Genomic DNA, 24286 nt, shown 5'->3' on the forward strand with positions numbered 1-24286 from the left:
ATGATGGAAAACTATAAACATACTACGGTGCTGCTGGATGAAGCCGTTAATGGCCTCAATATCCGTCCTGATGGCATCTACATTGATGGGACTTTTGGTCGCGGTGGTCACTCACGTCTGATCCTCTCGCAGCTTGGCGAAGAGGGGCGTTTGCTGGCGATCGATCGCGACCCGCAGGCTATCGCCGTTGCGAAGACTATTGATGATCCGCGCTTCTCCATCATCCACGGACCTTTCTCCGCGCTGGGCGAATATGTTGCCGAGCGCGATCTTATCGGCAAGATCGACGGCATTCTCCTCGATCTTGGCGTCTCTTCACCGCAACTTGATGATGCTGAGCGCGGCTTTTCCTTTATGCGCGATGGTCCGCTGGACATGCGTATGGACCCAACCCGTGGGCAGTCAGCCGCTGAATGGCTACAAACCGCAGAAGAAGCCGATATCGCCTGGGTATTGAAAACCTATGGTGAAGAGCGTTTTGCCAAACGCATTGCCCGCGCCATTGTCGAGCGTAACCGCGAACAGCCGATGACCCGCACCAAAGAACTGGCGGAAGTCGTGGCTGCCGCAACGCCGGTGAAAGATAAGTTTAAACATCCCGCGACCCGTACCTTCCAGGCGGTGCGCATTTGGGTAAACAGTGAACTGGAGGAGATAGAGCAGGCGCTAAAAAGCTCGCTCAATGTGCTGGCCCCGGGTGGGCGGCTTTCGATCATCAGCTTCCACTCACTTGAAGACCGCATTGTGAAACGTTTTATGCGTGAAAACAGCCGCGGTCCGCAAGTTCCGGCAGGGTTACCGATGACAGAAGAGCAGCTCAAAAAACTGGGGGGCCGTCAGTTGCGAGCACTAGGTAAGTTGATGCCGGGCGAAGAAGAGGTGGCTGAGAACCCTCGTGCCCGTAGTTCAGTTCTGCGTATTGCAGAGAGGACGAACGCATGATCAGCAGAGTGACAGAAGCTCTAAGCAAAGTTAAAGGATCGATGGGAAGCCACGAGCGCCATGCCTTGCCTGGCGTTATCGGTGACGATCTTTTGCGATTTGGGAAGCTGCCACTCTGCCTGTTCATTTGCATTATTTTGACGGCGGTGACCGTGGTAACCACGGCGCACCATACCCGTTTACTGACCGCTCAGCGCGAACAACTGGTGCTGGAGCGAGATGCTTTAGACATTGAATGGCGCAACCTGATCCTTGAAGAGAATGCGCTCGGCGACCATAGCCGGGTGGAAAGGATAGCCACGGAAAAGCTGCAAATGCAGCATGTTGATCCGTCACAAGAAAATATCGTAGTGCAAAAATAAGGATAAACGCGACGCATGAAAGCAGCGGCGAAAACGCAGAAACCAAAACGTCAGGAAGAACATGCCAACTTTATCAGTTGGCGTTTTGCGTTGTTATGCGGCTGTATTCTCCTGGCGCTGGCTTTTCTGCTCGGACGCGTAGCGTGGTTACAAGTTATCTCCCCGGATATGCTGGTGAAAGAGGGCGACATGCGTTCTCTTCGCGTTCAGCAAGTTTCCACCTCCCGCGGCATGATTACTGACCGTTCTGGTCGCCCGTTAGCGGTGAGCGTGCCGGTTAAAGCGATTTGGGCTGACCCGAAAGAAGTGCATGACGCTGGCGGTATCAGCGTCGGTGATCGCTGGAAGGCGCTGGCTAACGCGCTCAATATTCCGCTGGATCAGCTCTCAGCCCGCATTAACGCCAACCCGAAAGGGCGCTTTATTTATCTGGCGCGTCAGGTAAACCCTGACATGGCGGACTACATCAAAAAACTGAAACTGCCGGGGATTCATCTGCGTGAAGAATCTCGCCGTTATTATCCATCCGGCGAAGTGACTGCTCACCTCATCGGTTTTACTAACGTCGATAGCCAAGGGATTGAGGGTGTCGAGAAGAGTTTCGATAAATGGCTTACCGGGCAGCCGGGTGAGCGCATTGTGCGTAAAGACCGCTATGGTCGCGTAATTGAAGATATTTCTTCTACTGACAGCCAGGCAGCGCACAACCTGACGCTGAGTATTGATGAACGCCTGCAGGCGCTGGTTTATCGCGAACTGAACAACGCAGTGGCCTTTAACAAGGCTGAATCTGGTAGCGCCGTGCTGGTGGATGTCAACACCGGTGAAGTGCTGGCGATGGCTAACAGCCCGTCATACAACCCAAATAATCTGAGCGGCACGCCGAAAGAAGCGATGCGTAACCGTACCATCACCGACGTGTTTGAACCGGGCTCAACGGTTAAACCGATGGTGGTGATGACCGCGTTGCAACGTGGCGTGGTGCGGGAAAACTCGGTACTCAATACCGTTCCTTATCGAATTAACGGTCACGAAATCAAAGACGTGGCGCGCTACAGCGAATTAACCCTGACCGGGGTATTACAGAAGTCGAGTAACGTCGGTGTTTCCAAACTGGCGTTAGCGATGCCGTCCTCAGCGTTAGTAGATACTTACTCACGTTTTGGACTGGGAAAAGCGACCAATTTGGGGTTGGTCGGAGAACGCAGTGGCTTATATCCTCAAAAACAACGGTGGTCTGACATAGAGAGGGCCACCTTCTCTTTCGGCTACGGGCTAATGGTAACACCGTTACAGTTAGCGCGAGTCTACGCAACTATCGGCAGCTACGGCATTTATCGCCCACTGTCGATTACCAAAGTTGACCCCCCGGTTCCCGGTGAACGTGTCTTCCCGGAATCCATTGTTCGCACCGTGGTGCATATGATGGAAAGCGTGGCGCTACCGGGCGGCGGCGGCGTGAAGGCGGCGATTAAAGGCTATCGTATCGCCATTAAAACCGGTACCGCGAAAAAGGTCGGGCCGGACGGTCGCTACATCAATAAATATATTGCTTATACCGCAGGCGTTGCGCCTGCGAGTCAGCCGCGCTTCGCGCTGGTTGTTGTTATCAACGATCCGCAGGCGGGTAAATACTACGGCGGCGCCGTTTCCGCGCCGGTCTTTGGTGCCATCATGGGCGGCGTATTGCGTACCATGAACATCGAGCCGGATGCGCTGACAACGGGCGATAAAAATGAATTTGTGATTAATCAAGGCGAGGGTACAGGTGGCAGATCGTAATTTGCGCGACCTTCTTGCTCCGTGGGTGCCAGACGCACCTTCGCGAGCACTGCGAGAGATGACACTCGACAGCCGTGTGGCTGCGGCGGGCGATCTCTTTGTAGCTGTAGTAGGTCATCAGGCGGACGGGCGTCGATATATCCCGCAGGCGATAGCGCAAGGTGTGGCTGCCATTATTGCAGAGGCGAAAGATGAGGCGACCGACGGTGAAATCCGTGAAATGCACGGCGTACCGGTCATCTATCTCAGCCAGCTCAACGAGCGTTTATCTGCACTGGCGGGCCGCTTTTACCATGAACCCTCTGACAATTTACGTCTTGTAGGCGTAACGGGCACCAACGGCAAAACCACGACGACCCAGCTGCTGGCACAGTGGAGCCAACTGCTTGGCGAAACCAGCGCGGTAATGGGCACCGTTGGTAACGGCCTGCTGGGGAAAGTGATCCCGACAGAAAATACCACCGGTTCGGCAGTCGATGTTCAGCATGAGCTGGCGGGGCTGGTGGATCAGGGCGCGACTTTTTGCGCAATGGAAGTTTCATCCCACGGGCTGGTACAACACCGTGTGGCGGCATTGAAATTTGCGGCGTCGGTCTTTACCAACTTAAGCCGCGATCACCTTGATTATCATGGTGATATGGAACACTACGAAGCTGCAAAATGGCTGCTTTATTCTGAGCATCATTGCGGTCAGGCGATTATTAACGCCGACGATGAAGTGGGCCGCCGCTGGCTGGCAAAACTGCCGGACGCGGTTGCGGTATCAATGGAAGATCATATCAATCCGAACTGTCACGGACGCTGGTTGAAAGCGACCGACGTGAACTATCACGACAGCGGTGCGACCATTCGCTTTAGCTCGAGTTGGGGCGATGGGGAAATTGAAAGTCGCCTGATGGGCGCATTCAACGTCAGCAACCTGCTGCTGGCGCTGGCGACACTGCTGGCACTCGGCTATCCGCTGGCTGATTTGCTGAAAACCGCCGCGCGTCTGCAACCGGTTTGCGGACGTATGGAAGTGTTCACTGCACCAGGCAAACCGACGGTGGTGGTGGATTACGCGCATACGCCGGATGCACTGGAAAAAGCCTTACAGGCGGCGCGCCTGCACTGTGCGGGCAAGCTGTGGTGCGTCTTTGGCTGCGGTGGCGATCGTGATAAAGGCAAACGTCCACTGATGGGCGCAATTGCTGAAGAGTTTGCTGACGTGGCGGTGGTGACGGACGATAACCCGCGTACCGAAGAGCCTCGTGCCATCATCAACGATATTCTGGCGGGAATGTTAGATGCCGGATATGCCAAAGTGATGGAAGGCCGTGCTGAAGCGGTGACTTGCGCCGTTATGCAGGCTAAAGAGAATGATGTGGTACTGGTCGCGGGCAAAGGCCATGAGGATTACCAGATTGTTGGCAATCAGCGTCTGGACTACTCCGATCGCGTCACGGTGGCGCGTCTGCTGGGGGTGATTGCATGATTAGCGTAACCCTTAGCCAACTTACCGATATTCTCAACGGTGAACTGCAAGGTGCAGATATTACCCTTGATGCTGTAACCACTGACACGCGAAAACTGACGCCGGGCTGCCTGTTTGTTGCCCTGAAAGGCGAACGTTTCGATGCTCATGATTTTGCCGACCAGGCGAAAGCTGGCGGCGCAGGCGCACTACTGGTTAGCCGTCCGCTGGATATTGATCTGCCGCAGTTAATCGTCAAGGATACGCGTCTGGCGTTTGGTGAACTGGCTGCATGGGTTCGCCAGCAAGTTCCGGCGCGCGTGGTTGCTCTGACAGGTTCCTCCGGCAAAACCTCCGTTAAAGAGATGACGGCGGCAATTTTAAGCCAGTGCGGCAACACACTTTATACGGCAGGCAATCTCAATAACGACATCGGTGTACCGATGACGCTGTTGCGCTTAACGCCGGAATACGATTACGCAGTTATTGAACTTGGCGCGAACCATCAGGGTGAAATTGCCTGGACTGTGAGTCTGACTCGCCCGGAAGCGGCGCTGGTCAACAACCTGGCAGCGGCGCATTTGGAAGGTTTTGGCTCGCTTGCGGGTGTCGCGAAAGCGAAAGGTGAAATCTTTAGCGGCCTGCCGGAAAACGGTATCGCCATTATGAACGCCGACAACAACGACTGGCTGAACTGGCAGAGCGTAATTGGCTCACGCAAAGTGTGGCGTTTCTCACCTAATGCCGCCAACAGCGATTTCACCGCCACCAATATCCATGTAACCTCGCACGGTACGGAATTTACCCTGCAAACCCCTACAGGTAGCGTCGATGTTCTGCTGCCGTTGCCGGGGCGTCACAATATTGCGAATGCGCTGGCAGCCGCTGCGCTCTCCATGTCCGTGGGCGCAACGCTTGATGCTATCAAAGCGGGGCTGGCAAATCTGAAAGCTGTTCCAGGCCGTCTGTTCCCCATAAAACTGGCAGAAAACCAGTTGCTGCTCGACGACTCCTACAACGCCAATGTCGGTTCAATGACCGCCGCTGTTCAGGTTCTGGCTGAAATGCCGGGCTACCGCGTGCTGGTGGTGGGCGATATGGCGGAACTGGGCGCTGAAAGCGAAGCCTGCCATGTACAGGTGGGCGAAGCGGCAAAAGCTGCTGGTATTGACTGCGTGTTAAGTGTGGGTAAACAAAGCCATGCTATCAGCACCGCCAGCGGCGTTGGCGAACATTTTTCCGATAAAACTGCGCTTATCGCGCGTCTTAAATCACTGATTGCTGAGCAACAGGTAATTACGATTTTAGTTAAGGGTTCACGTAGTGCTGCCATGGAAGAGGTAGTACGCGCTTTACAGGAGAATGGGACATGTTAGTTTGGCTGGCCGAACATTTGGTCAAATATTATTCCGGCTTTAACGTCTTTTCCTATCTGACGTTTCGCGCCATCGTCAGCCTGCTGACCGCGCTGTTCATCTCATTGTGGATGGGCCCGCGTATGATTGCTCATTTGCAAAAACTTTCCTTTGGTCAGGTGGTGCGTAACGACGGTCCTGAATCACACTTCAGCAAGCGCGGTACACCGACCATGGGCGGGATAATGATCCTGACGGCGATTGTGATCTCCGTGCTGCTGTGGGCTTACCCGTCCAATCCGTACGTCTGGTGCGTACTGGTGGTGCTGGTAGGTTATGGTGTTATTGGCTTTGTTGATGATTATCGCAAAGTGGTGCGTAAAGACACCAAGGGCCTGATTGCCCGTTGGAAGTATTTCTGGATGTCGGTCATTGCACTGGGTGTTGCCTTCGCGCTGTACCTTGCCGGCAAAGACACGCCCGCAACGCAGCTGGTGGTTCCGTTCTTTAAAGATGTGATGCCGCAACTGGGGCTGTTCTACATTCTGCTGGCTTACTTTGTCATTGTGGGTACTGGCAACGCGGTAAACCTGACCGATGGTCTCGACGGTCTGGCAATTATGCCGACCGTATTTGTCGCCGGTGGTTTTGCGCTGGTGGCGTGGGCGACCGGCAACATGAACTTTGCCAGCTATTTACACATACCGTATCTACGACACGCCGGGGAACTGGTCATTGTCTGTACCGCGATAGTCGGGGCAGGACTGGGCTTCCTGTGGTTTAACACCTATCCGGCGCAGGTCTTTATGGGCGATGTAGGTTCGCTGGCGTTAGGTGGTGCGTTAGGTATTATCGCCGTACTGCTGCGTCAGGAATTCCTGCTGGTGATTATGGGGGGCGTGTTCGTGGTAGAAACGCTTTCCGTCATCCTGCAGGTCGGCTCCTTTAAACTGCGCGGACAACGTATTTTCCGCATGGCACCGATTCATCACCACTATGAACTGAAAGGCTGGCCGGAACCGCGCGTCATTGTGCGTTTCTGGATTATTTCGCTGATGCTGGTCCTGATTGGTCTGGCAACGCTGAAGGTACGTTAATCATGGCTGATTACCAGGGTAAAAATGTCGTCATTATCGGCCTGGGCCTCACCGGGCTTTCTTGCGTGGACTTTTTCCTCGCTCGCGGTGTGACGCCGCGCGTTATGGATACGCGTATGACACCGCCTGGCCTGGATAAATTACCCGAAGCCGTAGAACGCCACACGGGCGGTCTGAATGATGAATGGCTGATGGCGGCAGATCTGATTGTCGCCAGTCCCGGTATTGCACTGGCGCATCCATCCTTAAGCGCTGCCGCTGATGCCGGAATCGAAATCGTTGGCGATATCGAGCTGTTCTGTCGTGAAGCACAAGCACCGATTGTGGCGATTACCGGTTCTAACGGCAAAAGCACGGTCACCACGCTAGTGGGTGAAATGGCGAAAGCGGCGGGGGTTAACGTTGGTGTGGGTGGCAATATTGGCCTGCCTGCGTTGATGCTGTTGGATGATGAGTGCGAACTGTACGTGCTGGAACTGTCGAGCTTCCAGCTGGAAACCACCTCCAGCTTACAGGCGGTAGCAGCGACCATTCTGAACGTGACTGAAGATCATATGGATCGCTATCCGTTTGGTTTACAACAGTATCGTGCAGCAAAACTGCGCATTTACGAAAACGCAAAAGTTTGCGTGGTTAATGCTGATGATGCCTTAACAATGCCGATTCGCGGTGCGGATGAACGCTGCGTCAGCTTTGGCGTCAACATGGGCGACTATCACCTGAATCATCAGCAGGGTGAAACCTGGCTGCGGGTGAAAGGCGAGAAAGTGCTGAACGTGAAAGAAATGAAACTTTCCGGGCAGCATAACTACACCAATGCGCTGGCGGCGCTGGCGCTGGCAGATGCCGCAGGGTTACCGCGTGCCAGCAGCCTGAAAGCGTTAACCACATTCACTGGTCTGCCGCATCGCTTTGAAGTTGTGCTGGAGCATAACGGTGTGCGCTGGGTTAACGATTCAAAAGCGACCAACGTCGGCAGTACGGAAGCGGCGCTGAATGGCCTGCACGTAGACGGCACGCTGCATTTGTTGCTGGGGGGCGATGGTAAATCGGCGGACTTTAGCCCACTGGCGCGTTACCTGAATGGCGATAACGTATGTCTGTATTGTTTCGGTCGTGACGGCGCGCAGCTGGCGGCGCTACGCCCGGAAGTGGCAGAACAAACCGAAACTATGGAACAGGCGATGCGCTTGCTTGCTACGCGTGTTCAGCCGGGCGATATGGTTCTGCTCTCCCCGGCCTGTGCCAGCCTTGATCAATTCAAGAACTTTGAACAACGAGGCAATGAGTTTGCCCGTCTGGCGAAGGAGTTAGGTTGATGCGTTTATCTCTCCCTCGCCTGAAAATGCCGCGCCTGCCAGGATTCAGTATTCTGGTCTGGATCTCCACGGCGCTAAAGGGCTGGGTGATGGGCTCGCGGGAAAAAGATACCGACAGCCTGATCATGTACGATCGCACCTTACTGTGGCTGACCTTCGGCCTCGCGGCGATTGGCTTTATCATGGTGACCTCGGCGTCAATGCCCATAGGGCAACGCTTAACCAACGATCCGTTCTTCTTCGCGAAGCGTGATGGCGTCTATCTGATCCTGGCATTCATTCTGGCGATCATTACGCTGCGTCTGCCGATGGAGTTCTGGCAACGCTACAGTGCCACGATGCTGCTCGGATCTATCATCCTGCTGATGATCGTTCTGGTAGTGGGTAGCTCGGTTAAAGGGGCATCGCGTTGGATCGATCTCGGTTTGCTGCGTATTCAGCCTGCGGAGCTGACAAAACTGTCGCTGTTTTGCTATATCGCCAACTATCTGGTGCGTAAAGGCGACGAAGTACGTAATAACCTGCGCGGCTTCCTGAAACCGATGGGCGTAATTCTGGTGTTGGCAGTGTTACTGCTGGCACAGCCAGACCTTGGTACGGTGGTGGTGTTGTTTGTGACTACGCTGGCGATGTTGTTCCTGGCGGGAGCGAAATTGTGGCAGTTCATTGCCATTATCGGTATGGGCATTTCAGCGGTTGTGTTGCTGATCCTCGCCGAACCGTACCGTATCCGCCGTGTTACCGCATTCTGGAACCCGTGGGAAGATCCCTTTGGCAGCGGCTATCAGTTAACGCAATCGTTGATGGCGTTTGGTCGCGGTGAACTGTGGGGACAAGGTTTAGGTAACTCGGTACAAAAACTGGAGTATCTGCCGGAAGCGCACACTGACTTTATTTTCGCCATTATCGGCGAAGAACTGGGGTATGTCGGTGTGGTGCTGGCACTTTTAATGGTATTCTTCGTCGCTTTTCGCGCGATGTCGATTGGCCGCAAAGCATTAGAAATTGACCACCGTTTTTCCGGTTTTCTCGCCTGTTCTATTGGTATCTGGTTTAGTTTCCAGGCGCTGGTTAACGTAGGCGCGGCGGCGGGGATGTTACCGACCAAAGGTCTGACATTGCCGCTGATCAGTTACGGTGGTTCGAGCTTACTGATTATGTCGACAGCCATCATGATGCTGTTGCGTATTGATTATGAAACGCGTCTGGAGAAAGCGCAGGCGTTTGTACGAGGTTCACGATGAGTGGTCAAGGGAAGCGATTAATGGTGATGGCAGGCGGAACCGGTGGACATGTATTCCCGGGGCTGGCGGTTGCGCACCATCTAATGGCTCAGGGTTGGCAAGTTCGCTGGCTGGGGACTGCCGACCGTATGGAAGCGGACTTAGTGCCAAAACATGGCATCGAAATTGATTTCATTCGTATCTCTGGTCTGCGTGGAAAAGGTATAAAAGCACTGATAGCTGCGCCGCTGCGTATCTTCAACGCCTGGCGTCAGGCGCGGGCGATTATGAAAGCGTACAAACCTGACGTGGTGCTCGGTATGGGCGGCTATGTATCAGGTCCAGGTGGTCTGGCCGCGTGGTCGTTAGGCATTCCGGTTGTACTTCATGAACAAAACGGTATTGCGGGCTTAACCAATAAATGGCTGGCGAAGATTGCTACCAAAGTGATGCAGGCGTTTCCAGGTGCTTTCCCTAATGCGGAAGTGGTGGGTAACCCGGTGCGTACCGATGTGCTGGCGCTGCCGTTGCCGCAGCAACGTTTGGCTGGACGTGAAGGTCCGGTTCGTGTGTTGGTAGTGGGTGGTTCCCAGGGCGCACGCATTCTTAACCAGACAATGCCGCAGGTTGCTGCGAAACTGGGTGATTCAGTCACTATCTGGCATCAGAGCGGCAAAGGTTCGCAACAATCCGTTGAACAGGCGTATGCCGAAGCGGGACAACCGCAGCATAAAGTGACGGAATTTATTGATGATATGGCGGCGGCGTATGCGTGGGCGGATGTCGTCGTTTGCCGCTCCGGTGCGTTAACGGTGAGTGAAATCGCCGCGGCAGGACTACCGGCGTTGTTTGTGCCGTTTCAACATAAAGACCGTCAGCAATACTGGAATGCGCTACCGCTGGAAAAAGCGGGCGCAGCCAAAATTATCGAGCAGTCACAGCTTAGCGTGGATGCTGTCGCCAACACCCTGGCCGGGTGGTCGCGAGAAACCTTATTAACCATGGCAGAACGCGCCCGCGCTGCATCCATTCCGGATGCCACCGAGCGAGTGGCAAATGAAGTGAGCCGGGCTGCCCGGGCGTAATTGTAGCGATGCCTTTTGCATCGTATGAATTTAAGAAGTTAATGGCGTAAAGAATGAATACACAACAATTGGCAAAACTGCGTTCCATCGTGCCCGAAATGCGTCGCGTTCGGCACATACATTTTGTCGGCATCGGTGGTGCCGGTATGGGCGGTATTGCCGAAGTTCTGGCCAATGAAGGTTATCAGATCAGTGGTTCCGATTTAGCGCCAAATCCGGTCACGCAGCAGTTAATGAATCTGGGAGCGACGATTTATTTCAACCATCGCCCGGAAAACGTACGTGATGCCAGCGTGGTCGTTGTTTCCAGCGCGATTTCTGCCGATAACCCGGAAATTGTTGCAGCTCATGAAGCGCGTATTCCGGTGATCCGTCGTGCTGAAATGCTGGCTGAGTTAATGCGTTTTCGTCATGGCATCGCCATTGCCGGAACACACGGCAAAACGACAACCACCGCGATGGTTTCCAGCATCTACGCAGAAGCGGGGCTCGACCCAACCTTCGTTAACGGCGGACTGGTAAAAGCGGCGGGGGTTCATGCGCGTTTGGGGCATGGTCGGTACCTGATTGCCGAAGCAGATGAGAGTGATGCATCGTTCCTGCATCTGCAACCGATGGTGGCGATTGTCACCAATATCGAAGCCGACCACATGGATACCTACCAGGGCGACTTTGAGAATTTAAAACAGACTTTTATTAATTTTCTGCATAACCTGCCGTTTTACGGTCGTGCGGTGATGTGTGTTGATGATCCGGTGATCCGCGAATTGTTACCGCGTGTGGGGCGTCAGACCACGACTTACGGCTTCAGCGAAGATGCCGACGTGCGTGTAGAAGATTATCAGCAGATTGGCCCGCAGGGGCACTTTACGCTGCTGCGCCAGGACAAAGAGCCGATGCGCGTCACCCTGAATGCGCCAGGTCGTCATAACGCGCTGAACGCCGCAGCTGCGGTTGCGGTTGCTACGGAAGAGGGAATTGACGACGAGGCTATTTTGCGTGCGCTGGAAAGCTTCCAGGGGACGGGGCGCCGTTTCGATTTCCTCGGTGAATTCCCGCTAGAGCCAGTGAATGGAAAAAGCGGTACGGCAATGCTGGTCGATGACTACGGCCACCACCCGACGGAAGTGGACGCCACTATTAAAGCGGCGCGCGCAGGCTGGCCGGATAAAAACCTGGTAATGCTGTTTCAGCCGCACCGTTTTACCCGTACGCGCGACCTGTATGATGATTTCGCCAATGTGCTGACGCAGGTTGATACCCTGTTGATGCTGGAAGTGTATCCGGCTGGTGAAGCGCCAATTCCGGGAGCGGACAGCCGTTCGCTGTGTCGCACAATTCGTGGACGTGGGAAAATTGATCCCATTCTGGTGCCGGACCCGGCGCAGGTAGCCGAGATGCTGGCACCGGTATTAACCGGTAACGACCTGATTCTCGTTCAGGGGGCTGGTAATATCGGAAAAATTGCTCGTTCTTTAGCTGAAATCAAACTGAAGCCGCAAACTCCGGAGGAAGAACAACATGACTGATAAAATCGCGGTCCTGTTGGGCGGGACCTCCGCTGAGCGGGAAGTTTCTCTGAATTCTGGCGCAGCGGTGTTAGCCGGGCTGCGTGAAGGCGGTATTGACGCGTATCCTGTCGACCCGAAAGAAGTCGACGTGACGCAACTGAAGTCGATGGGTTTTCAGAAAGTGTTTATCGCGCTACACGGTCGCGGCGGTGAAGATGGTACGCTGCAGGGCATGCTCGAGCTGATGGGCTTGCCTTATACCGGCAGCGGAGTGATGGCATCTGCGCTTTCAATGGATAAACTACGCAGCAAACTTCTGTGGCAGGGTGCCGGTTTACCGGTCGCGCCGTGGGTAGCGTTAACCCGCGCAGAGTTTGAAAAAGGCCTTAACGATAAGCAGTTAGCAGAAATTTCTTCTCTGGGTTTGCCGGTTATCGTTAAGCCGAGCCGCGAAGGTTCCAGTGTGGGAATGTCAAAAGTAGTAGCAGAAAATGCTCTACAAGATGCATTAAGATTGGCATTTCAGCACGATGAAGAAGTATTGATTGAAAAATGGCTAAGTGGGCCGGAGTTCACGGTTGCGATACTCGGTGAAGAAATTTTACCGTCAATACGTATTCAACCGGCCGGAACCTTCTATGATTATGAGGCGAAGTATCTCTCTGATGAGACACAGTATTTCTGCCCCGCAGGTCTGGAAGCGTCACAAGAGGCCAATTTGCAGGCATTAGTGCTAAAAGCATGGACGACGTTAGGTTGCAAAGGATGGGGACGTATTGACGTTATGCTGGACAGTGATGGACAGTTTTATCTGCTGGAAGCCAATACCTCACCGGGTATGACCAGCCACAGTCTGGTGCCGATGGCGGCACGTCAGGCAGGTATGAGCTTCTCGCAGTTGGTAGTACGAATTCTGGAACTGGCGGACTAATATGTCGCAGGCTGCTCTGAACACGCGAAATAGCGAAGAAGAGGTTTCTTCTCGCCGCAATAATGGAACGCGTCTGGCGGGGATCCTTTTCCTGCTGACCGTTTTAACGACAGTGTTGGTGAGCGGCTGGGTCGTGTTGGGCTGGATGGAAGATGCGCAACGCCTGCCGCTCTCAAAGCTGGTGTTGACCGGTGAACGCCATTACACGCGTAATGACGATATCCGGCAGTCGATCCTGGCATTGGGTGAGCCAGGTACCTTTATGACCCAGGATGTCAACATCATCCAGACGCAAATAGAACAACGCCTGCCGTGGATTAAGCAGGTGAGCGTCAGAAAGCAGTGGCCTGATGAATTGAAGATTCATCTGGTTGAATATGTGCCGATTGCGCGGTGGAATGATCAACATATGGTAGACGCGGAAGGAAACACCTTCAGCGTGCCGCCAGATCGCACCAGCAAGCAGGTGCTTCCAATGCTGTATGGCCCGGAAGGCAGCGCCAATGAAGTGTTGCAGGGCTATCGCGAAATGGGGCAGATGCTGGCAAAGGACAGATTTACTCTGAAGGAAGCGGCGATGACCGCGCGACGTTCCTGGCAGTTGACGCTGAATAACGATATTAAGCTCAATCTTGGCCGGGGCGATACGATGAAACGTTTGGCTCGCTTTGTAGAACTTTATCCGGTTTTACAGCAGCAGGCGCAAACCGATGGCAAACGGATTAGCTACGTTGATTTGCGTTATGACTCTGGAGCGGCAGTAGGCTGGGCGCCCTTGCCGCCAGGGGAATCTACTCAGCAACAAAATCAGGCACAGGCAGAACAACAATGATCAAGGCGACGGACAGAAAACTGGTAGTAGGACTGGAGATTGGTACCGCGAAGGTTGCCGCTTTAGTAGGGGAAGTTCTGCCCGACGGTATGGTCAATATCATTGGCGTGGGCAGCTGCCCGTCGCGTGGTATGGATAAAGGCGGGGTGAACGACCTCGAATCCGTGGTCAAGTGCGTACAACGCGCCATTGACCAGGCAGAATTGATGGCAGATTGTCAGATATCTTCGGTATATCTGGCGCTTTCAGGTAAGCACATCAGCTGCCAGAATGAAATTGGTATGGTGCCTATTTCTGAAGAAGAAGTGACGCAAGAAGATGTGGAAAACGTCGTCCATACCGCGAAATCGGTGCGTGTGCGCGATGAGCATCGTGTGTTGCATGTGATCCCGCAAGAGTATGCGATTGACTATCAGGAAGGGATCAAGAATCCGGTAGGGCTTTCGGGCGTGCGGATGCAGGCAAAAGTGCACCTGATCACATGTCACAATGATATGGCGAAAAACATCGTCAAAGCGGTTGAACGTTGTGGGCTGAAAGTTGACCAACTGATATTTGCCGGTCTGGCATCAAGTTATTCGGTATTGACGGAAGATGAACGTGAACTGGGTGTCTGCGTCGTTGATATCGGTGGTGGTACAATGGATATCGCCGTTTATACCGGTGGGGCATTGCGCCACACGAAGGTAATTCCTTATGCTGGCAATGTCGTGACCAGTGATATCGCTTACGCCTTTGGCACACCGCCAAGTGACGCCGAAGCGATTAAAGTTCGCCACGGTTGTGCGCTGGGCTCCATCGTTGGAAAAGATGAGAGCGTGGAAGTGCCGAGCGTAGGCGGTCGTCCGCCGCGGAGTCTACAACGTCAGACCCTGGCAGAGGTGATCGAGCCGCGCTATACCGAGCTGCTCAATCTGGTCAACGAAGAGATATTGCAGTTGCAGGAAAAGCTTCGCCAACAAGGGGTTAAACATCACCTGGCGGCAGGCATTGTATTAACCGGTGGCGCAGCGCAGATCGAAGGTCTTGCAGCCTGTGCTCAGCGCGTGTTTCATACGCAAGTGCGTATCGGCGCGCCGCTGAATATTACCGGTTTAACGGATTATGCTCAGGAGCCGTATTATTCGACGGCGGTGGGATTGCTTCACTATGGGAAAGAGTCACATCTTAACGGTGAAGCTGAAGTAGAAAAACGTGTTACAGCATCAGTTGGCTCGTGGATCAAGCGACTCAATAGTTGGCTGCGAAAAGAGTTTTAATTTTTATGAGGCCGACGATGATTACGGCCTCAGGCGACAGGCACAAATCGGAGAGAAACTATGTTTGAACCAATGGAACTTACCAATGACGCGGTGATTAAAGTCATCGGCGTCGGCGGCGGCGGCGGTAATGCTGTTGAACACATGGTGCGTGAGCGCATTGAAGGTGTTGAATTCTTCGCGGTAAATACCGATGCACAAGCGCTGCGTAAAACAGCGGTTGGACAGACGATTCAAATCGGTAGCGGTATCACCAAAGGACTGGGAGCTGGCGCTAATCCAGAAGTTGGCCGCAATGCGGCTGATGAGGATCGCGATGCACTGCGTGCGGCGCTGGAAGGTGCAGACATGGTCTTTATTGCTGCGGGTATGGGTGGTGGTACCGGTACAGGTGCAGCACCAGTCGTCGCTGAAGTGGCAAAAGATTTGGGTATCCTGACCGTTGCTGTCGTCACTAAGCCTTTCAACTTTGAAGGCAAGAAGCGTATGGCATTCGCGGAGCAGGGGATCACTGAACTGTCCAAGCATGTGGACTCTCTGATCACTATCCCGAACGACAAACTGCTGAAAGTTCTGGGCCGTGGTATCTCCCTGCTGGATGCGTTTGGCGCAGCGAACGATGTACTGAAAGGCGCTGTGCAAGGTATCGCCGAACTGATTACTCGTCCGGGTTTGATGAACGTGGACTTTGCAGACGTACGCACCGTAATGTCTGAAATGGGCTACGCAATGATGGGTTCTGGCGTGGCGAGCGGTGAAGACCGTGCGGAAGAAGCTGCTGAAATGGCTATCTCTTCTCCGCTGCTGGAAGATATCGACCTGTCTGGCGCACGCGGCGTACTGGTAAACATCACAGCGGGCTTCGACCTGCGTCTGGATGAGTTCGAAACGGTAGGTAACACCATCCGTGCATTTGCTTCCGACAACGCGACCGTGGTTATCGGTACTTCTCTTGACCCGGATATGAATGACGAGCTGCGCGTAACTGTTGTTGCGACAGGTATCGGCATGGACAAACGTCCTGAAATCACTCTGGTGACCAATAAGCAGGCTCAGCAGCCAGTGATGGATCGCTACCAGCAGCACGGGATGGCTCCGCTGACCCAGGAGCAGAAGCCGGTTGCTAAAGTCGTGAATGACAATGCGCCGCAAACTGCGAAAGAGCCGGATTATCTGGATATCCCAGCATTCCTGCGTAAGCAAGCTGATTAAGAATTGACTGGAATTTGGGTTTCGAGGCTCTTTGTGCTAAACTGGCCCGCCGAATGTATAGTACACTTCGGTTGGATAGGTAATTTGGCGAGATAATACGATGATCAAACAAAGGACACTTAAACGTATCGTTCAGGCGACGGGTGTCGGTTTACATACCGGCAAGAAAGTCACCCTGACGTTACGCCCTGCGCCGGCCAACACCGGGGTCATCTATCGTCGCACCGACTTGAATCCACCGGTAGATTTCCCGGCCGATGCCAAATCTGTGCGTGATACCATGCTCTGTACGTGTCTGGTCAACGAGCATGATGTGCGGATTTCAACCGTAGAGCACCTCAATGCTGCTCTCGCGGGCCTGGGCATCGATAACATTGTTATCGAAGTTAACGCGCCGGAAATCCCGATCATGGACGGCAGCGCCGCTCCGTTTGTATACCTGCTGCTTGACGCCGGTATCGACGAGTTGAACTGCGCCAAGAAATTTGTTCGCATTAAAGAAACTGTTCGTGTCGAAGATGGCGATAAGTGGGCTGAATTTAAGCCGTACAATGGTTTTTCTCTGGATTTCACCATCGATTTTAACCATCCGGCTATTGATTCCAGCAACCAGCGCTATGCGATGAACTTCTCCGCTGATGCATTTATGCGCCAGATCAGCCGTGCGCGTACGTTCGGTTTCATGCGTGATATCGAATATCTGCAGTCCCGTGGTTTGTGCCTGGGCGGCAGCTTCGATTGTGCCATCGTTGTTGACGATTATCGCGTACTGAACGAAGACGGCCTGCGTTTTGAAGACGAATTTGTGCGTCACAAAATGCTCGATGCGATCGGTGACTTGTTCATGTGTGGTCACAATATTATCGGTGCATTTACCGCTTATAAATCCGGTCATGCACTGAATAACAAACTGCTGCAGGCTGTCCTGGCGAAACAGGAAGCCTGGGAATATGTGACCTTCCAGGACGACGCAGAACTGCCGTTGGCCTTCAAAGCGCCTTCAGCCGTACTGGCATAACGACATTTATACTGTCGTATAAAATTCGACTGGCAAATCTGGCACTCTCTCCGGCCAGGTGAACCAGTCGTTTTTTTTTGAATTTTATAAGAGCTATAAAAAACGGTGCGAACGCTGTTTTCTTAAGCACTTTTACGCACAACTTATCTTCATTCGTGCTGTGGACTTCAGGCTTTAATGATAAGATTTGTGCGCTAAATACGTTTGAATACGATCGGGATGGCAATAACGTGAGTGGAATACTGACGCGCTGGCGACAGTTTGGTAAACGCTACTTCTGGCCGCATCTCTTATTAGGGATGGTCGCGGCGAGTTTAGGTTTGCCTGCACTCAGCAACGCCGCCGAACCAAACGCGCCCGCAAAAGCGACAACCCGCAACCACGAGCCTTCAGCCAAAGTTAACTTTGGTCAATTGGCCTTGCTGGAAGCCAACACGCGCCGCCCGAATTCGAACTATTCCGTTGATTACTGGCATCAACATGCCATTCGCACGGTAATCCGTCATCTTTCCTTCGCAATGGCACCGCAAACGCTGCCCGTTGCTGAAGAATCTTTGCCTCTTCAGGCGCAACATCTTGCATTACTGGATACGCTCAGCGCGCTGTTGACCCAGGAAGGCACGCCGTCTGAAAAGGGTTATCGCATTGATTATGCGCATTTTACCCCGCAAGCAAAATTCAGCACGCCCGTCTGGATAAGCCAGGCGCAAGGCATCCGTGCTGGCCCTCAACGCCTCAGCTAACAACAATAAACCGTTACTTCATTTTATTGACTCCGCAACGCGGGGCGTTTGAGATTTTATTATGCTAATCAAATTATTAACTAAAGTTTTCGGTAGTCGTAACGATCGCACCCTGCGCCGGATGCGCAAAGTGGTCAACATCATCAATGCCATGGAACCGGAGATGGAAAAACTCTCCGACGAAGAACTGAAAGGGAAAACCGCAGAGTTTCGTGCACGTCTGGAAAAAGGCGAAGTGCTGGAAAATCTGATCCCGGAAGCTTTCGCCGTGGTGCGTGAGGCAAGTAAGCGCGTCTTTGGTATGCGTCACTTCGACGTTCAGTTACTCGGCGGTATGGTTCTTAACGAACGCTGCATCGCCGAAATGCGTACCGGTGAAGGTAAAACCCTGACCGCAACGCTGCCTGCTTACCTGAACGCACTAACCGGTAAAGGCGTGCACGTAGTTACCGTCAACGACTACCTGGCGCAACGTGACGCCGAAAACAACCGTCCGCTGTTTGAATTTCTTGGCCTGACAGTTGGTATCAACCTGCCGGGCATGCCAGCACCGGCAAAGCGTGAAGCTTACGCAGCTGACATCACTTACGGTACGAACAACGAATACGGCTTTGACTACCTGCGCGACAACATGGCGTTCAGTCCTGAAGAACGTGTACAGCGTAAACTGCACTATGCGCTGGTGGACGAAGTGGACTCCATCCTGATCGATGAAGCGCGTACACCGCTGATCATTTCCGGCCCGGCAGAAGACAGCTCGGAAATGTATAAACGCGTGAATAAAATTATTCCACACCTGATCCGTCAGGAAAAAGAAGACTCCGAAACCTTCCAGGGCGAAGGCCACTTCTCGGTGGATGAAAAATCTCGCCAGGTGAACCTGACCGAACGTGGTCTGGTTCTGATTGAAGAACTGCTGGTTAAAGAAGGCATCATGGATGAAGGTGAGTCTCTGTACTCTCCGGCCAACATCATGCTGATGCACCACGTAACGGCGGCGCTGCGCGCTCATGCGCTGTTTACCCGCGACGTCGACTACATCGTTAAAGATGGTGAAGTTATCATCGTTGACGAACACACCGGTCGTACCATGCAGGGACGTCGTTGGTCCGATGGCCTGCATCAGGCTGTGGAAGCGAAAGAAGGTGTACAGATCCAGAACGAAAACCAGACGCTGGCGTCGATCACCTTCCAGAACTACTTCCGTCTGTATGAAAAACTGGCGGGGATGACCGGTACTGCTGATACCGAAGCTTTCGAATTTAGCTCCATCTACAAGCTGGATACCGTCGTTGTTCCGACCAACCGTCCAATGATTCGTAAAGATCTGCCGGACCTGGTCTACATGACTGAAGCGGAAAAAATTCAGGCGATCATTGAAGATATCAAAGAACGTACTGCGAAAGGCCAGCCGGTGCTGGTGGGTACAATCTCCATCGAAAAATCGGAGCTGGTGTCAAATGAACTGACCAAAGCCGGTATTAAGCACAACGTCCTGAACGCCAAATTCCATGCCAACGAAGCGGCGATTGTTGCTCAGGCAGGTTATCCGGCTGCGGTGACTATCGCGACCAACATGGCGGGTCGTGGTACCGATATTGTGCTCGGTGGTAGCTGGCAGGCAGAAGTTGCCGCGCTGGAAAATCCGACTGCAGAGCAAATTGAAAAAATTAAAGCCGACTGGCAGGTACGTCACGATGCGGTACTGGCAGCAGGTGGCCTGCATATCATCGGTACTGAACGTCACGAATCCCGTCGTATCGATAACCAGCTGCGCGGTCGTTCTGGTCGTCAGGGGGATGCTGGTTCTTCCCGTTTCTACCTGTCGATGGAAGATGCGCTGATGCGTATTTTTGCTTCCGACCGAGTATCCGGCATGATGCGTAAACTGGGTATGAAGCCAGGCGAAGCCATTGAGCACCCGTGGGTGACCAAAGCGATTGCCAACGCCCAGCGTAAAGTTGAAAGCCGTAACTTCGACATTCGTAAGCAACTGCTGGAATATGATGACGTGGCTAACGATCAGCGTCGCGCCATTTACTCCCAGCGTAACGAACTGCTGGATGTCAGCGATGTGAGCGAAACCATCAACAGCATTCGTGAAGATGTGTTCAAAGCGACCATTGATGCCTACATTCCGCCACAGTCGCTGGAAGAAATGTGGGATATTCCGGGGCTGCAGGAACGTCTGAAGAACGATTTCGACCTCGATTTACCAATTGCCGAGTGGCTGGATAAAGAACCAGAACTGCATGAAGAGACGCTGCGTGAGCGCATTCTGGCGCAGTCCATCGAAGTGTATCAGCGTAAAGAAGAAGTGGTTGGTGCTGAGATGATGCGTCACTTCGAGAAAGGCGTCATGCTGCAAACGCTTGACTCTCTGTGGAAAGAGCACCTGGCTGCGATGGACTATCTGCGTCAGGGTATCCACCTGCGTGGCTATGCACAGAAAGATCCGAAGCAGGAATACAAACGTGAATCGTTCTCCATGTTTGCAGCGATGCTGGAGTCGTTAAAATATGAAGTTATCAGCACGCTGAGCAAAGTTCAGGTACGTATGCCTGAAGAGGTTGAGGAGCTGGAACAACAGCGTCGTATGGAAGCCGAGCGTTTAGCGCAAATGCAGCAGCTTAGCCATCAGGATGACGACTCTGCTGCCGCAGCTGCACTGGCGGCGCAAACCGGTGAACGCAAAGTAGGACGTAACGATCCTTGCCCGTGTGGTTCTGGTAAAAAATATAAGCAGTGCCATGGCCGCCTGCAATAAAAGCTAACAGTTGAAGTAAAAGGCGCAGGATTCTGCGCCTTTTTTATAGGTTTAAGTCAATGAAAAAGCTGCAAATTGCGGTAGGTATTATTCGCAACGAGAACAATGAAATCTTTATAACGCGTCGCGCAGCAGATGCGCACATGGCGAATAAACTGGAGTTTCCCGGCGGTAAAGTTGAAATGGGCGAAACGCCGGAACAGGCGGTGGTGCGTGAACTTCAGGAAGAAGTCGGGATTACCCCACAACATTTTTCGCTATTTGAAAAACTGGAATATGAATTCCCGGACAGGCATATAACTCTGTGGTTCTGGCTGGTCGAAAGCTGGGAAGGGGAGCCGTGGGGTAAAGAAGGGCAACCCGGTGAGTGGATGTCGCTGGTCGGTCTTAATGCCGATGATTTTCCGCCAGCCAATGAACCGGTAATTGCGAAACTTAGGCGTGTGTATGTCGAATAAGGCGTCACGCTGCATCCGATATTTGCATATGATGCCTGATGCGACGCTGGCGCGTTTTATCAGGCCAGCGTCGCATCAGATAGAATGTCACTGCTTTGGCTCTTCGCTCCAGTCATCGCTTTCGGAAAGATCGCCACTGCTGGGGATTCGTTTTTCTTCAGCAGCCCATTCTCCGAGGTCGATCAGCTGACAACGTTTGGAGCAAAATGGCCGAAACGGGCTGATTTCACCCCACACCACCGTTTTCCCGCAGGTTGGGCAATTCACCGTAATAGTTTCTGACATTTTTACTCCTTAGCAACAGGCCAGTTCGAAATCCAGACGTTCTGGTACCTGTCCGTTTTCACTGTCCAGCGGCATAAAACGAATGGCAAAACGGCTCTTATGACCGGAAATTTGCGGATAAAGCTGTGAATCGAGCGACAGATTCAGGCGCAGCAAGTCGGCATCGCCACCGTTATCCTGATAAAAACCATTCAGGCTGGTTTGTTTACGGAAGGGGGCCGACTGGCGAATTAAATCCAGCACCATGGTAAGTGCCTGGGTAAGCGGGTTCAGGCTGGCAATCCAGGTTTCTACCTGGCTGTCGCGCTGCGCCTGGGGTAGATGCAGCCAAATGTGCAATGTAGGTAAATCAAAGCTGCAACAGCCGCCCGGGATGCTCAGTCGCTGACGCACCAGAGCAATCAAACGATCTTCACGTAGAAATTGCCCGATACGCGGCGCGGAGATTAATACGCTCCCCGCCGCTTTTAACTGCTGAATTAATGCCTCAATACGGCTCTGGTCCACGCCGGGCACGCCAATCCAGGTCTGGAGTTTACGTTGCTGTCGGTCAAGTTCTTTCAACAGCTCAGTGCGGACTTCGCCGCGCTCGAAAACATCCAGTAATTCGCTGACATTACGGAAAAAATGCAGCGCGCCAGCGTGGTCAACGATGGGTAAATTAACGGTGAGTTGCTGAATCAAAAACTCAATGCGCAGCCATGTACGCATTTTTTCATTTAGTGGATGTTCAAAAAGGACCTGGGTCTGCATTACGGTTTTTCCTGTGAGACAAACTGCGACGCAAGCTGCAAATAGTGTGCGTGCAGGCGGGCAACATCCGATGCGATAGCATCCGGTGCGCCGTTATTATCAATGACGTCATCTGCCACGGCAAGGCGAGCTTCGCGCGTTGCCTGAGCAGCAAGGATTTGTTCGACATGCTCGCGAGTTACATCGTCGCGCTGCATGGTGCGCTTAAGTTGCGTTTCTGGGCTGACATCCACCACCAGCACTCGATTCGCTTTTTTATACAGTGAGTTTTCTACCAGCAATGGCACAACCCATAGTACATAGGGGGAAGTAGCTCGCTGGATCTGGTGTTGCGTCTCTTGCTGAATCAGCGGATGCAGCAGGGCGTTAAGCCAGTTTTTCTCTTCCGGGTTGGCGAAGATCCGCTCGCGCAAGGCCCGGCGCTGCAATGTTCCATCAGCAGCAATCATGTTAGCGCCAAAGTGATCAGCAATGGCATGTAGCGCAGGTGCACCTGGTTCAACCACCTGACGCGCAATAATATCGGCATCAATGACGTTAATTCCGAGATCAGCAAACGCATTGGCAACGGTACTCTTGCCACTGCCAATGCCTCCCGTTAAGGCAACTATATACCTCATAATTTATATTCCCGGGAATTCATCATGATTATCAAAACGTTAAAAATGAGCGCACGAAAGCGAAATTGATGAAACGTTCGCTCACTATTTACCAGGTAAATTTATGGGATTGTAGCGTAAAAAAAGACAATTTCGCAGTCTTGCGCCGCATTGATTAGTGCGTATGATAACGTCACTGGAGTTGCGCTCTTACCCTTATAGCCATTAACCCCAGGAATCCGCACATGCGTATTGAAGAAGATCTGAAGTTAGGTTTTAAAGACGTTCTCATCCGCCCTAAACGCTCCACTCTTAAAAGCCGTTCCGATGTTGAACTGGAACGTCAATTCACCTTCAAACATTCAGGTCAGAGCTGGTCCGGCGTGCCGATTATCGCCGCCAATATGGACACCGTAGGCACATTTTCTATGGCCTCTGCGCTGGCTTCTTTTGATATTCTGACTGCTGTGCATAAACACTATTCTGTCGAAGAGTGGCAAGCGTTTATCAACAATTCTTCCGCTGATGTGCTGAAACATGTGATGGTTTCTACCGGCACGTCTGATGCGGATTTCGAAAAAACTAAACAGATTCTCGACCTGAACCCGGCATTAAATTTCGTTTGTATTGACGTGGCGAATGGTTATTCCGAACACTTCGTGCAGTTCGTTGCGAAAGCGCGTGAAGCGTGGCCGACCAAAACCATTTGTGCAGGCAACGTAGTGACTGGTGAAATGTGTGAGGAGCTTATCCTCTCCGGTGCCGATATCGTTAAAGTTGGCATTGGCCCAGGTTCTGTTTGTACAACTCGCGTCAAAACAGGCGTCGGTTATCCGCAACTTTCTGCGGTGATCGAATGCGCCGATGCTGCGCACGGTCTGGGCGGAATGATCGTCAGCGATGGCGGCTGCACCACGCCGGGCGATGTCGCGAAAGCCTTTGGCGGCGGTGCCGATTTCGTCATGCTTGGCGGCATGCTGGCGGGCCACGAAGAGAGCGGCGGTCGCATCGTTGAGGAGAACGGCGAGAAATTTATGTTGTTCTACGGCATGAGCTCAGAGTCTGCGATGAAACGTCACGTTGGCGGCGTTGCGGAATATCGCGCAGCAGAAGGTAAAACCGTTAAGCTGCCGCTGCGAGGCCCGGTTGAAAATACCGCGCGTGATATTTTGGGCGGCCTGCGTTCAGCTTGTACATACGTTGGGGCTTCACGCCTGAAAGAACTGACCAAGCGCACCACGTTTATCCGTGTGCAGGAACAAGAAAACCGCATCTTCAACAACCTGTAATATACCAACGC

General features: G+C 53.0%; 23 protein-coding genes. 20 read left to right on the top strand and 3 right to left on the bottom strand.

The window, feature by feature from the left end; all coding sequences use genetic code 11:
- The 18 genes from rsmH (at position 1) to mutT (ending at position 21349) form a co-directional block, all read left to right on the top strand.
- Complete coding sequence (gene rsmH / locus C4F37_RS08630; RefSeq protein WP_000970479.1) at positions 1-942, top strand: 16S rRNA (cytosine(1402)-N(4))-methyltransferase RsmH; 942 nt, start codon at positions 1-3, stop codon at positions 940-942.
- Positions 939-1304, top strand: coding sequence for a cell division protein FtsL (ftsL, locus tag C4F37_RS08635; protein ID WP_000625658.1), 366 nt, complete (start codon positions 939-941; stop codon positions 1302-1304). The genes rsmH and ftsL overlap by 4 nt, the downstream gene beginning before the upstream one ends.
- 15 nt (positions 1305-1319) lie before the next feature.
- Positions 1320-3086, top strand: a complete 1767-nt coding sequence (ftsI, locus tag C4F37_RS08640) for a peptidoglycan glycosyltransferase FtsI (protein ID WP_000642208.1) — start codon at positions 1320-1322, stop codon at positions 3084-3086.
- Positions 3073-4560 (top strand): UDP-N-acetylmuramoyl-L-alanyl-D-glutamate--2,6-diaminopimelate ligase, encoded by a 1488-nt coding sequence (gene murE, locus C4F37_RS08645; protein WP_000785121.1) that lies wholly within the window; start codon positions 3073-3075, stop codon positions 4558-4560. Before ftsI ends, murE begins: the two co-directional genes overlap by 14 nt.
- On the top strand, positions 4557-5915 hold the full coding sequence (gene murF, locus C4F37_RS08650; protein WP_000626679.1) for a UDP-N-acetylmuramoyl-tripeptide--D-alanyl-D-alanine ligase: 1359 nt from the start codon (positions 4557-4559) through the stop codon (positions 5913-5915). Before murE ends, murF begins: the two co-directional genes overlap by 4 nt.
- Positions 5909-6991 (top strand): phospho-N-acetylmuramoyl-pentapeptide-transferase, encoded by a 1083-nt coding sequence (gene mraY / locus C4F37_RS08655; RefSeq protein WP_000964131.1) that lies wholly within the window; start codon positions 5909-5911, stop codon positions 6989-6991. The genes murF and mraY overlap by 7 nt, the downstream gene beginning before the upstream one ends.
- A gap of 2 nt (positions 6992-6993) precedes the next feature.
- Entirely contained in the window at positions 6994-8310 is a 1317-nt protein-coding gene (gene murD / locus C4F37_RS08660; RefSeq protein ID WP_001540693.1) for a UDP-N-acetylmuramoyl-L-alanine--D-glutamate ligase, read from the top strand.
- Positions 8310-9554, top strand: a complete 1245-nt coding sequence (gene ftsW, locus C4F37_RS08665; RefSeq protein WP_001295532.1) for a cell division protein FtsW — start codon at positions 8310-8312, stop codon at positions 9552-9554. Before murD ends, ftsW begins: the two co-directional genes overlap by 1 nt.
- Positions 9551-10618 carry an undecaprenyldiphospho-muramoylpentapeptide beta-N-acetylglucosaminyltransferase gene (murG, locus tag C4F37_RS08670; protein ID WP_000016564.1) on the top strand — a complete coding sequence of 356 codons (1068 nt, stop codon included), beginning with the start codon at positions 9551-9553 and terminating at the stop codon, positions 10616-10618. Before ftsW ends, murG begins: the two co-directional genes overlap by 4 nt.
- 53 nt (positions 10619-10671) lie before the next feature.
- Positions 10672-12147 carry a UDP-N-acetylmuramate--L-alanine ligase gene (gene murC, locus C4F37_RS08675; protein ID WP_001096048.1) on the top strand — a complete coding sequence of 492 codons (1476 nt, stop codon included), beginning with the start codon at positions 10672-10674 and terminating at the stop codon, positions 12145-12147.
- A complete protein-coding gene (ddlB, locus tag C4F37_RS08680; protein WP_000130042.1) occupies positions 12140-13060 on the top strand; it encodes a D-alanine--D-alanine ligase in 921 nt (306 codons plus the stop codon). Before murC ends, ddlB begins: the two co-directional genes overlap by 8 nt.
- Position 13061: 1 nt before the next feature.
- The gene (ftsQ, locus tag C4F37_RS08685; RefSeq protein WP_000075745.1) at positions 13062-13892 is read left to right on the top strand and encodes a cell division protein FtsQ; all 831 of its coding nucleotides are present in this window, start codon (positions 13062-13064) and stop codon (positions 13890-13892) included.
- On the top strand, positions 13889-15151 hold the full coding sequence (gene ftsA, locus C4F37_RS08690; protein WP_000588474.1) for a cell division protein FtsA: 1263 nt from the start codon (positions 13889-13891) through the stop codon (positions 15149-15151). Before ftsQ ends, ftsA begins: the two co-directional genes overlap by 4 nt.
- Before the next feature lie 60 nt (positions 15152-15211).
- Positions 15212-16363 carry a cell division protein FtsZ gene (ftsZ, locus tag C4F37_RS08695; RefSeq protein WP_000462772.1) on the top strand — a complete coding sequence of 384 codons (1152 nt, stop codon included), beginning with the start codon at positions 15212-15214 and terminating at the stop codon, positions 16361-16363.
- A gap of 100 nt (positions 16364-16463) precedes the next feature.
- A complete protein-coding gene (gene lpxC / locus C4F37_RS08700; RefSeq protein ID WP_000595482.1) occupies positions 16464-17381 on the top strand; it encodes a UDP-3-O-acyl-N-acetylglucosamine deacetylase in 918 nt (305 codons plus the stop codon).
- A 230-nt stretch (positions 17382-17611) separates the two neighbouring features.
- Positions 17612-18124, top strand: a complete 513-nt coding sequence (secM, locus tag C4F37_RS08705; RefSeq protein ID WP_000014320.1) for a secA translation cis-regulator SecM — start codon at positions 17612-17614, stop codon at positions 18122-18124.
- A gap of 61 nt (positions 18125-18185) precedes the next feature.
- Entirely contained in the window at positions 18186-20891 is a 2706-nt protein-coding gene (secA, locus tag C4F37_RS08710; RefSeq protein WP_000905780.1) for a preprotein translocase subunit SecA, read from the top strand.
- 59 nt (positions 20892-20950) lie between these two features.
- Positions 20951-21349 carry an 8-oxo-dGTP diphosphatase MutT gene (mutT, locus tag C4F37_RS08715; protein ID WP_001540697.1) on the top strand — a complete coding sequence of 133 codons (399 nt, stop codon included), beginning with the start codon at positions 20951-20953 and terminating at the stop codon, positions 21347-21349.
- An 87-nt stretch (positions 21350-21436) separates the two neighbouring features.
- On the opposite strand, the gene yacG is transcribed toward mutT, so the two are convergent.
- The 3 genes from yacG to coaE are packed head-to-tail and all read right to left on the bottom strand — an operon-like array spanning position 21437 to position 23007.
- Positions 21437-21634 carry a DNA gyrase inhibitor YacG gene (gene yacG / locus C4F37_RS08720; RefSeq protein ID WP_000005042.1) on the bottom strand — a complete coding sequence of 66 codons (198 nt, stop codon included), beginning with the start codon at positions 21632-21634 and terminating at the stop codon, positions 21437-21439.
- Between the two features lie 9 nt (positions 21635-21643).
- Complete coding sequence (gene zapD / locus C4F37_RS08725) at positions 21644-22387, bottom strand: cell division protein ZapD (protein WP_001194731.1); 744 nt, start codon at positions 22385-22387, stop codon at positions 21644-21646.
- The gene (coaE, locus tag C4F37_RS08730) at positions 22387-23007 is read right to left on the bottom strand and encodes a dephospho-CoA kinase (RefSeq protein ID WP_001269524.1); all 621 of its coding nucleotides are present in this window, start codon (positions 23005-23007) and stop codon (positions 22387-22389) included. The genes zapD and coaE overlap by 1 nt, the downstream gene beginning before the upstream one ends.
- Before the next feature lie 24 nt (positions 23008-23031).
- Between coaE and C4F37_RS27525 the strand changes: the two genes are divergently transcribed.
- On the top strand, positions 23032-23076 hold the full coding sequence (locus tag C4F37_RS27525) for a protein YacM (RefSeq protein WP_120795372.1): 45 nt from the start codon (positions 23032-23034) through the stop codon (positions 23074-23076).
- Positions 23077-23231: 155 nt separating this feature from the next.
- A complete protein-coding gene (gene guaC / locus C4F37_RS08735) occupies positions 23232-24275 on the top strand; it encodes a GMP reductase (RefSeq protein ID WP_001217338.1) in 1044 nt (347 codons plus the stop codon).
- Positions 24276-24286: the final 11 nt, after the last annotated feature.

The organism is Escherichia sp. R1 (assembly GCF_003000935.1).
In the GTDB taxonomy this organism is placed as follows: domain Bacteria; phylum Pseudomonadota; class Gammaproteobacteria; order Enterobacterales; family Enterobacteriaceae; genus Escherichia; species Escherichia coli.

Excerpts from the sequence above, each read along its gene's own strand:
- rsmH (WP_000970479.1), top strand. The coding sequence starts at position 1 with ATGATGGAAAACTATAAACATACTACGGTGCTGCTGGATGAAGCCGTT.
- ftsL (WP_000625658.1), top strand. The coding sequence starts at position 939 with ATGATCAGCAGAGTGACAGAAGCTCTAAGCAAAGTTAAAGGATCGATG.
- ftsI (WP_000642208.1), top strand. The coding sequence starts at position 1,320 with ATGAAAGCAGCGGCGAAAACGCAGAAACCAAAACGTCAGGAAGAACAT.
- murF (WP_000626679.1), top strand. The coding sequence starts at position 4,557 with ATGATTAGCGTAACCCTTAGCCAACTTACCGATATTCTCAACGGTGAA.
- mraY (WP_000964131.1), top strand. The coding sequence starts at position 5,909 with ATGTTAGTTTGGCTGGCCGAACATTTGGTCAAATATTATTCCGGCTTT.
- murD (WP_001540693.1), top strand. The coding sequence starts at position 6,994 with ATGGCTGATTACCAGGGTAAAAATGTCGTCATTATCGGCCTGGGCCTC.
- ftsW (WP_001295532.1), top strand. The coding sequence starts at position 8,310 with ATGCGTTTATCTCTCCCTCGCCTGAAAATGCCGCGCCTGCCAGGATTC.
- murG (WP_000016564.1), top strand. The coding sequence starts at position 9,551 with ATGAGTGGTCAAGGGAAGCGATTAATGGTGATGGCAGGCGGAACCGGT.
- murC (WP_001096048.1), top strand. The coding sequence starts at position 10,672 with ATGAATACACAACAATTGGCAAAACTGCGTTCCATCGTGCCCGAAATG.
- ddlB (WP_000130042.1), top strand. The coding sequence starts at position 12,140 with ATGACTGATAAAATCGCGGTCCTGTTGGGCGGGACCTCCGCTGAGCGG.
- ftsQ (WP_000075745.1), top strand. The coding sequence starts at position 13,062 with ATGTCGCAGGCTGCTCTGAACACGCGAAATAGCGAAGAAGAGGTTTCT.
- ftsA (WP_000588474.1), top strand. The coding sequence starts at position 13,889 with ATGATCAAGGCGACGGACAGAAAACTGGTAGTAGGACTGGAGATTGGT.
- ftsZ (WP_000462772.1), top strand. The coding sequence starts at position 15,212 with ATGTTTGAACCAATGGAACTTACCAATGACGCGGTGATTAAAGTCATC.
- lpxC (WP_000595482.1), top strand. The coding sequence starts at position 16,464 with ATGATCAAACAAAGGACACTTAAACGTATCGTTCAGGCGACGGGTGTC.
- secA (WP_000905780.1), top strand. The coding sequence starts at position 18,186 with ATGCTAATCAAATTATTAACTAAAGTTTTCGGTAGTCGTAACGATCGC.
- mutT (WP_001540697.1), top strand. The coding sequence starts at position 20,951 with ATGAAAAAGCTGCAAATTGCGGTAGGTATTATTCGCAACGAGAACAAT.
- yacG (WP_000005042.1), bottom strand. The coding sequence starts at position 21,634 with ATGTCAGAAACTATTACGGTGAATTGCCCAACCTGCGGGAAAACGGTG.
- zapD (WP_001194731.1), bottom strand. The coding sequence starts at position 22,387 with ATGCAGACCCAGGTCCTTTTTGAACATCCACTAAATGAAAAAATGCGT.
- coaE (WP_001269524.1), bottom strand. The coding sequence starts at position 23,007 with ATGAGGTATATAGTTGCCTTAACGGGAGGCATTGGCAGTGGCAAGAGT.
- guaC (WP_001217338.1), top strand. The coding sequence starts at position 23,232 with ATGCGTATTGAAGAAGATCTGAAGTTAGGTTTTAAAGACGTTCTCATC.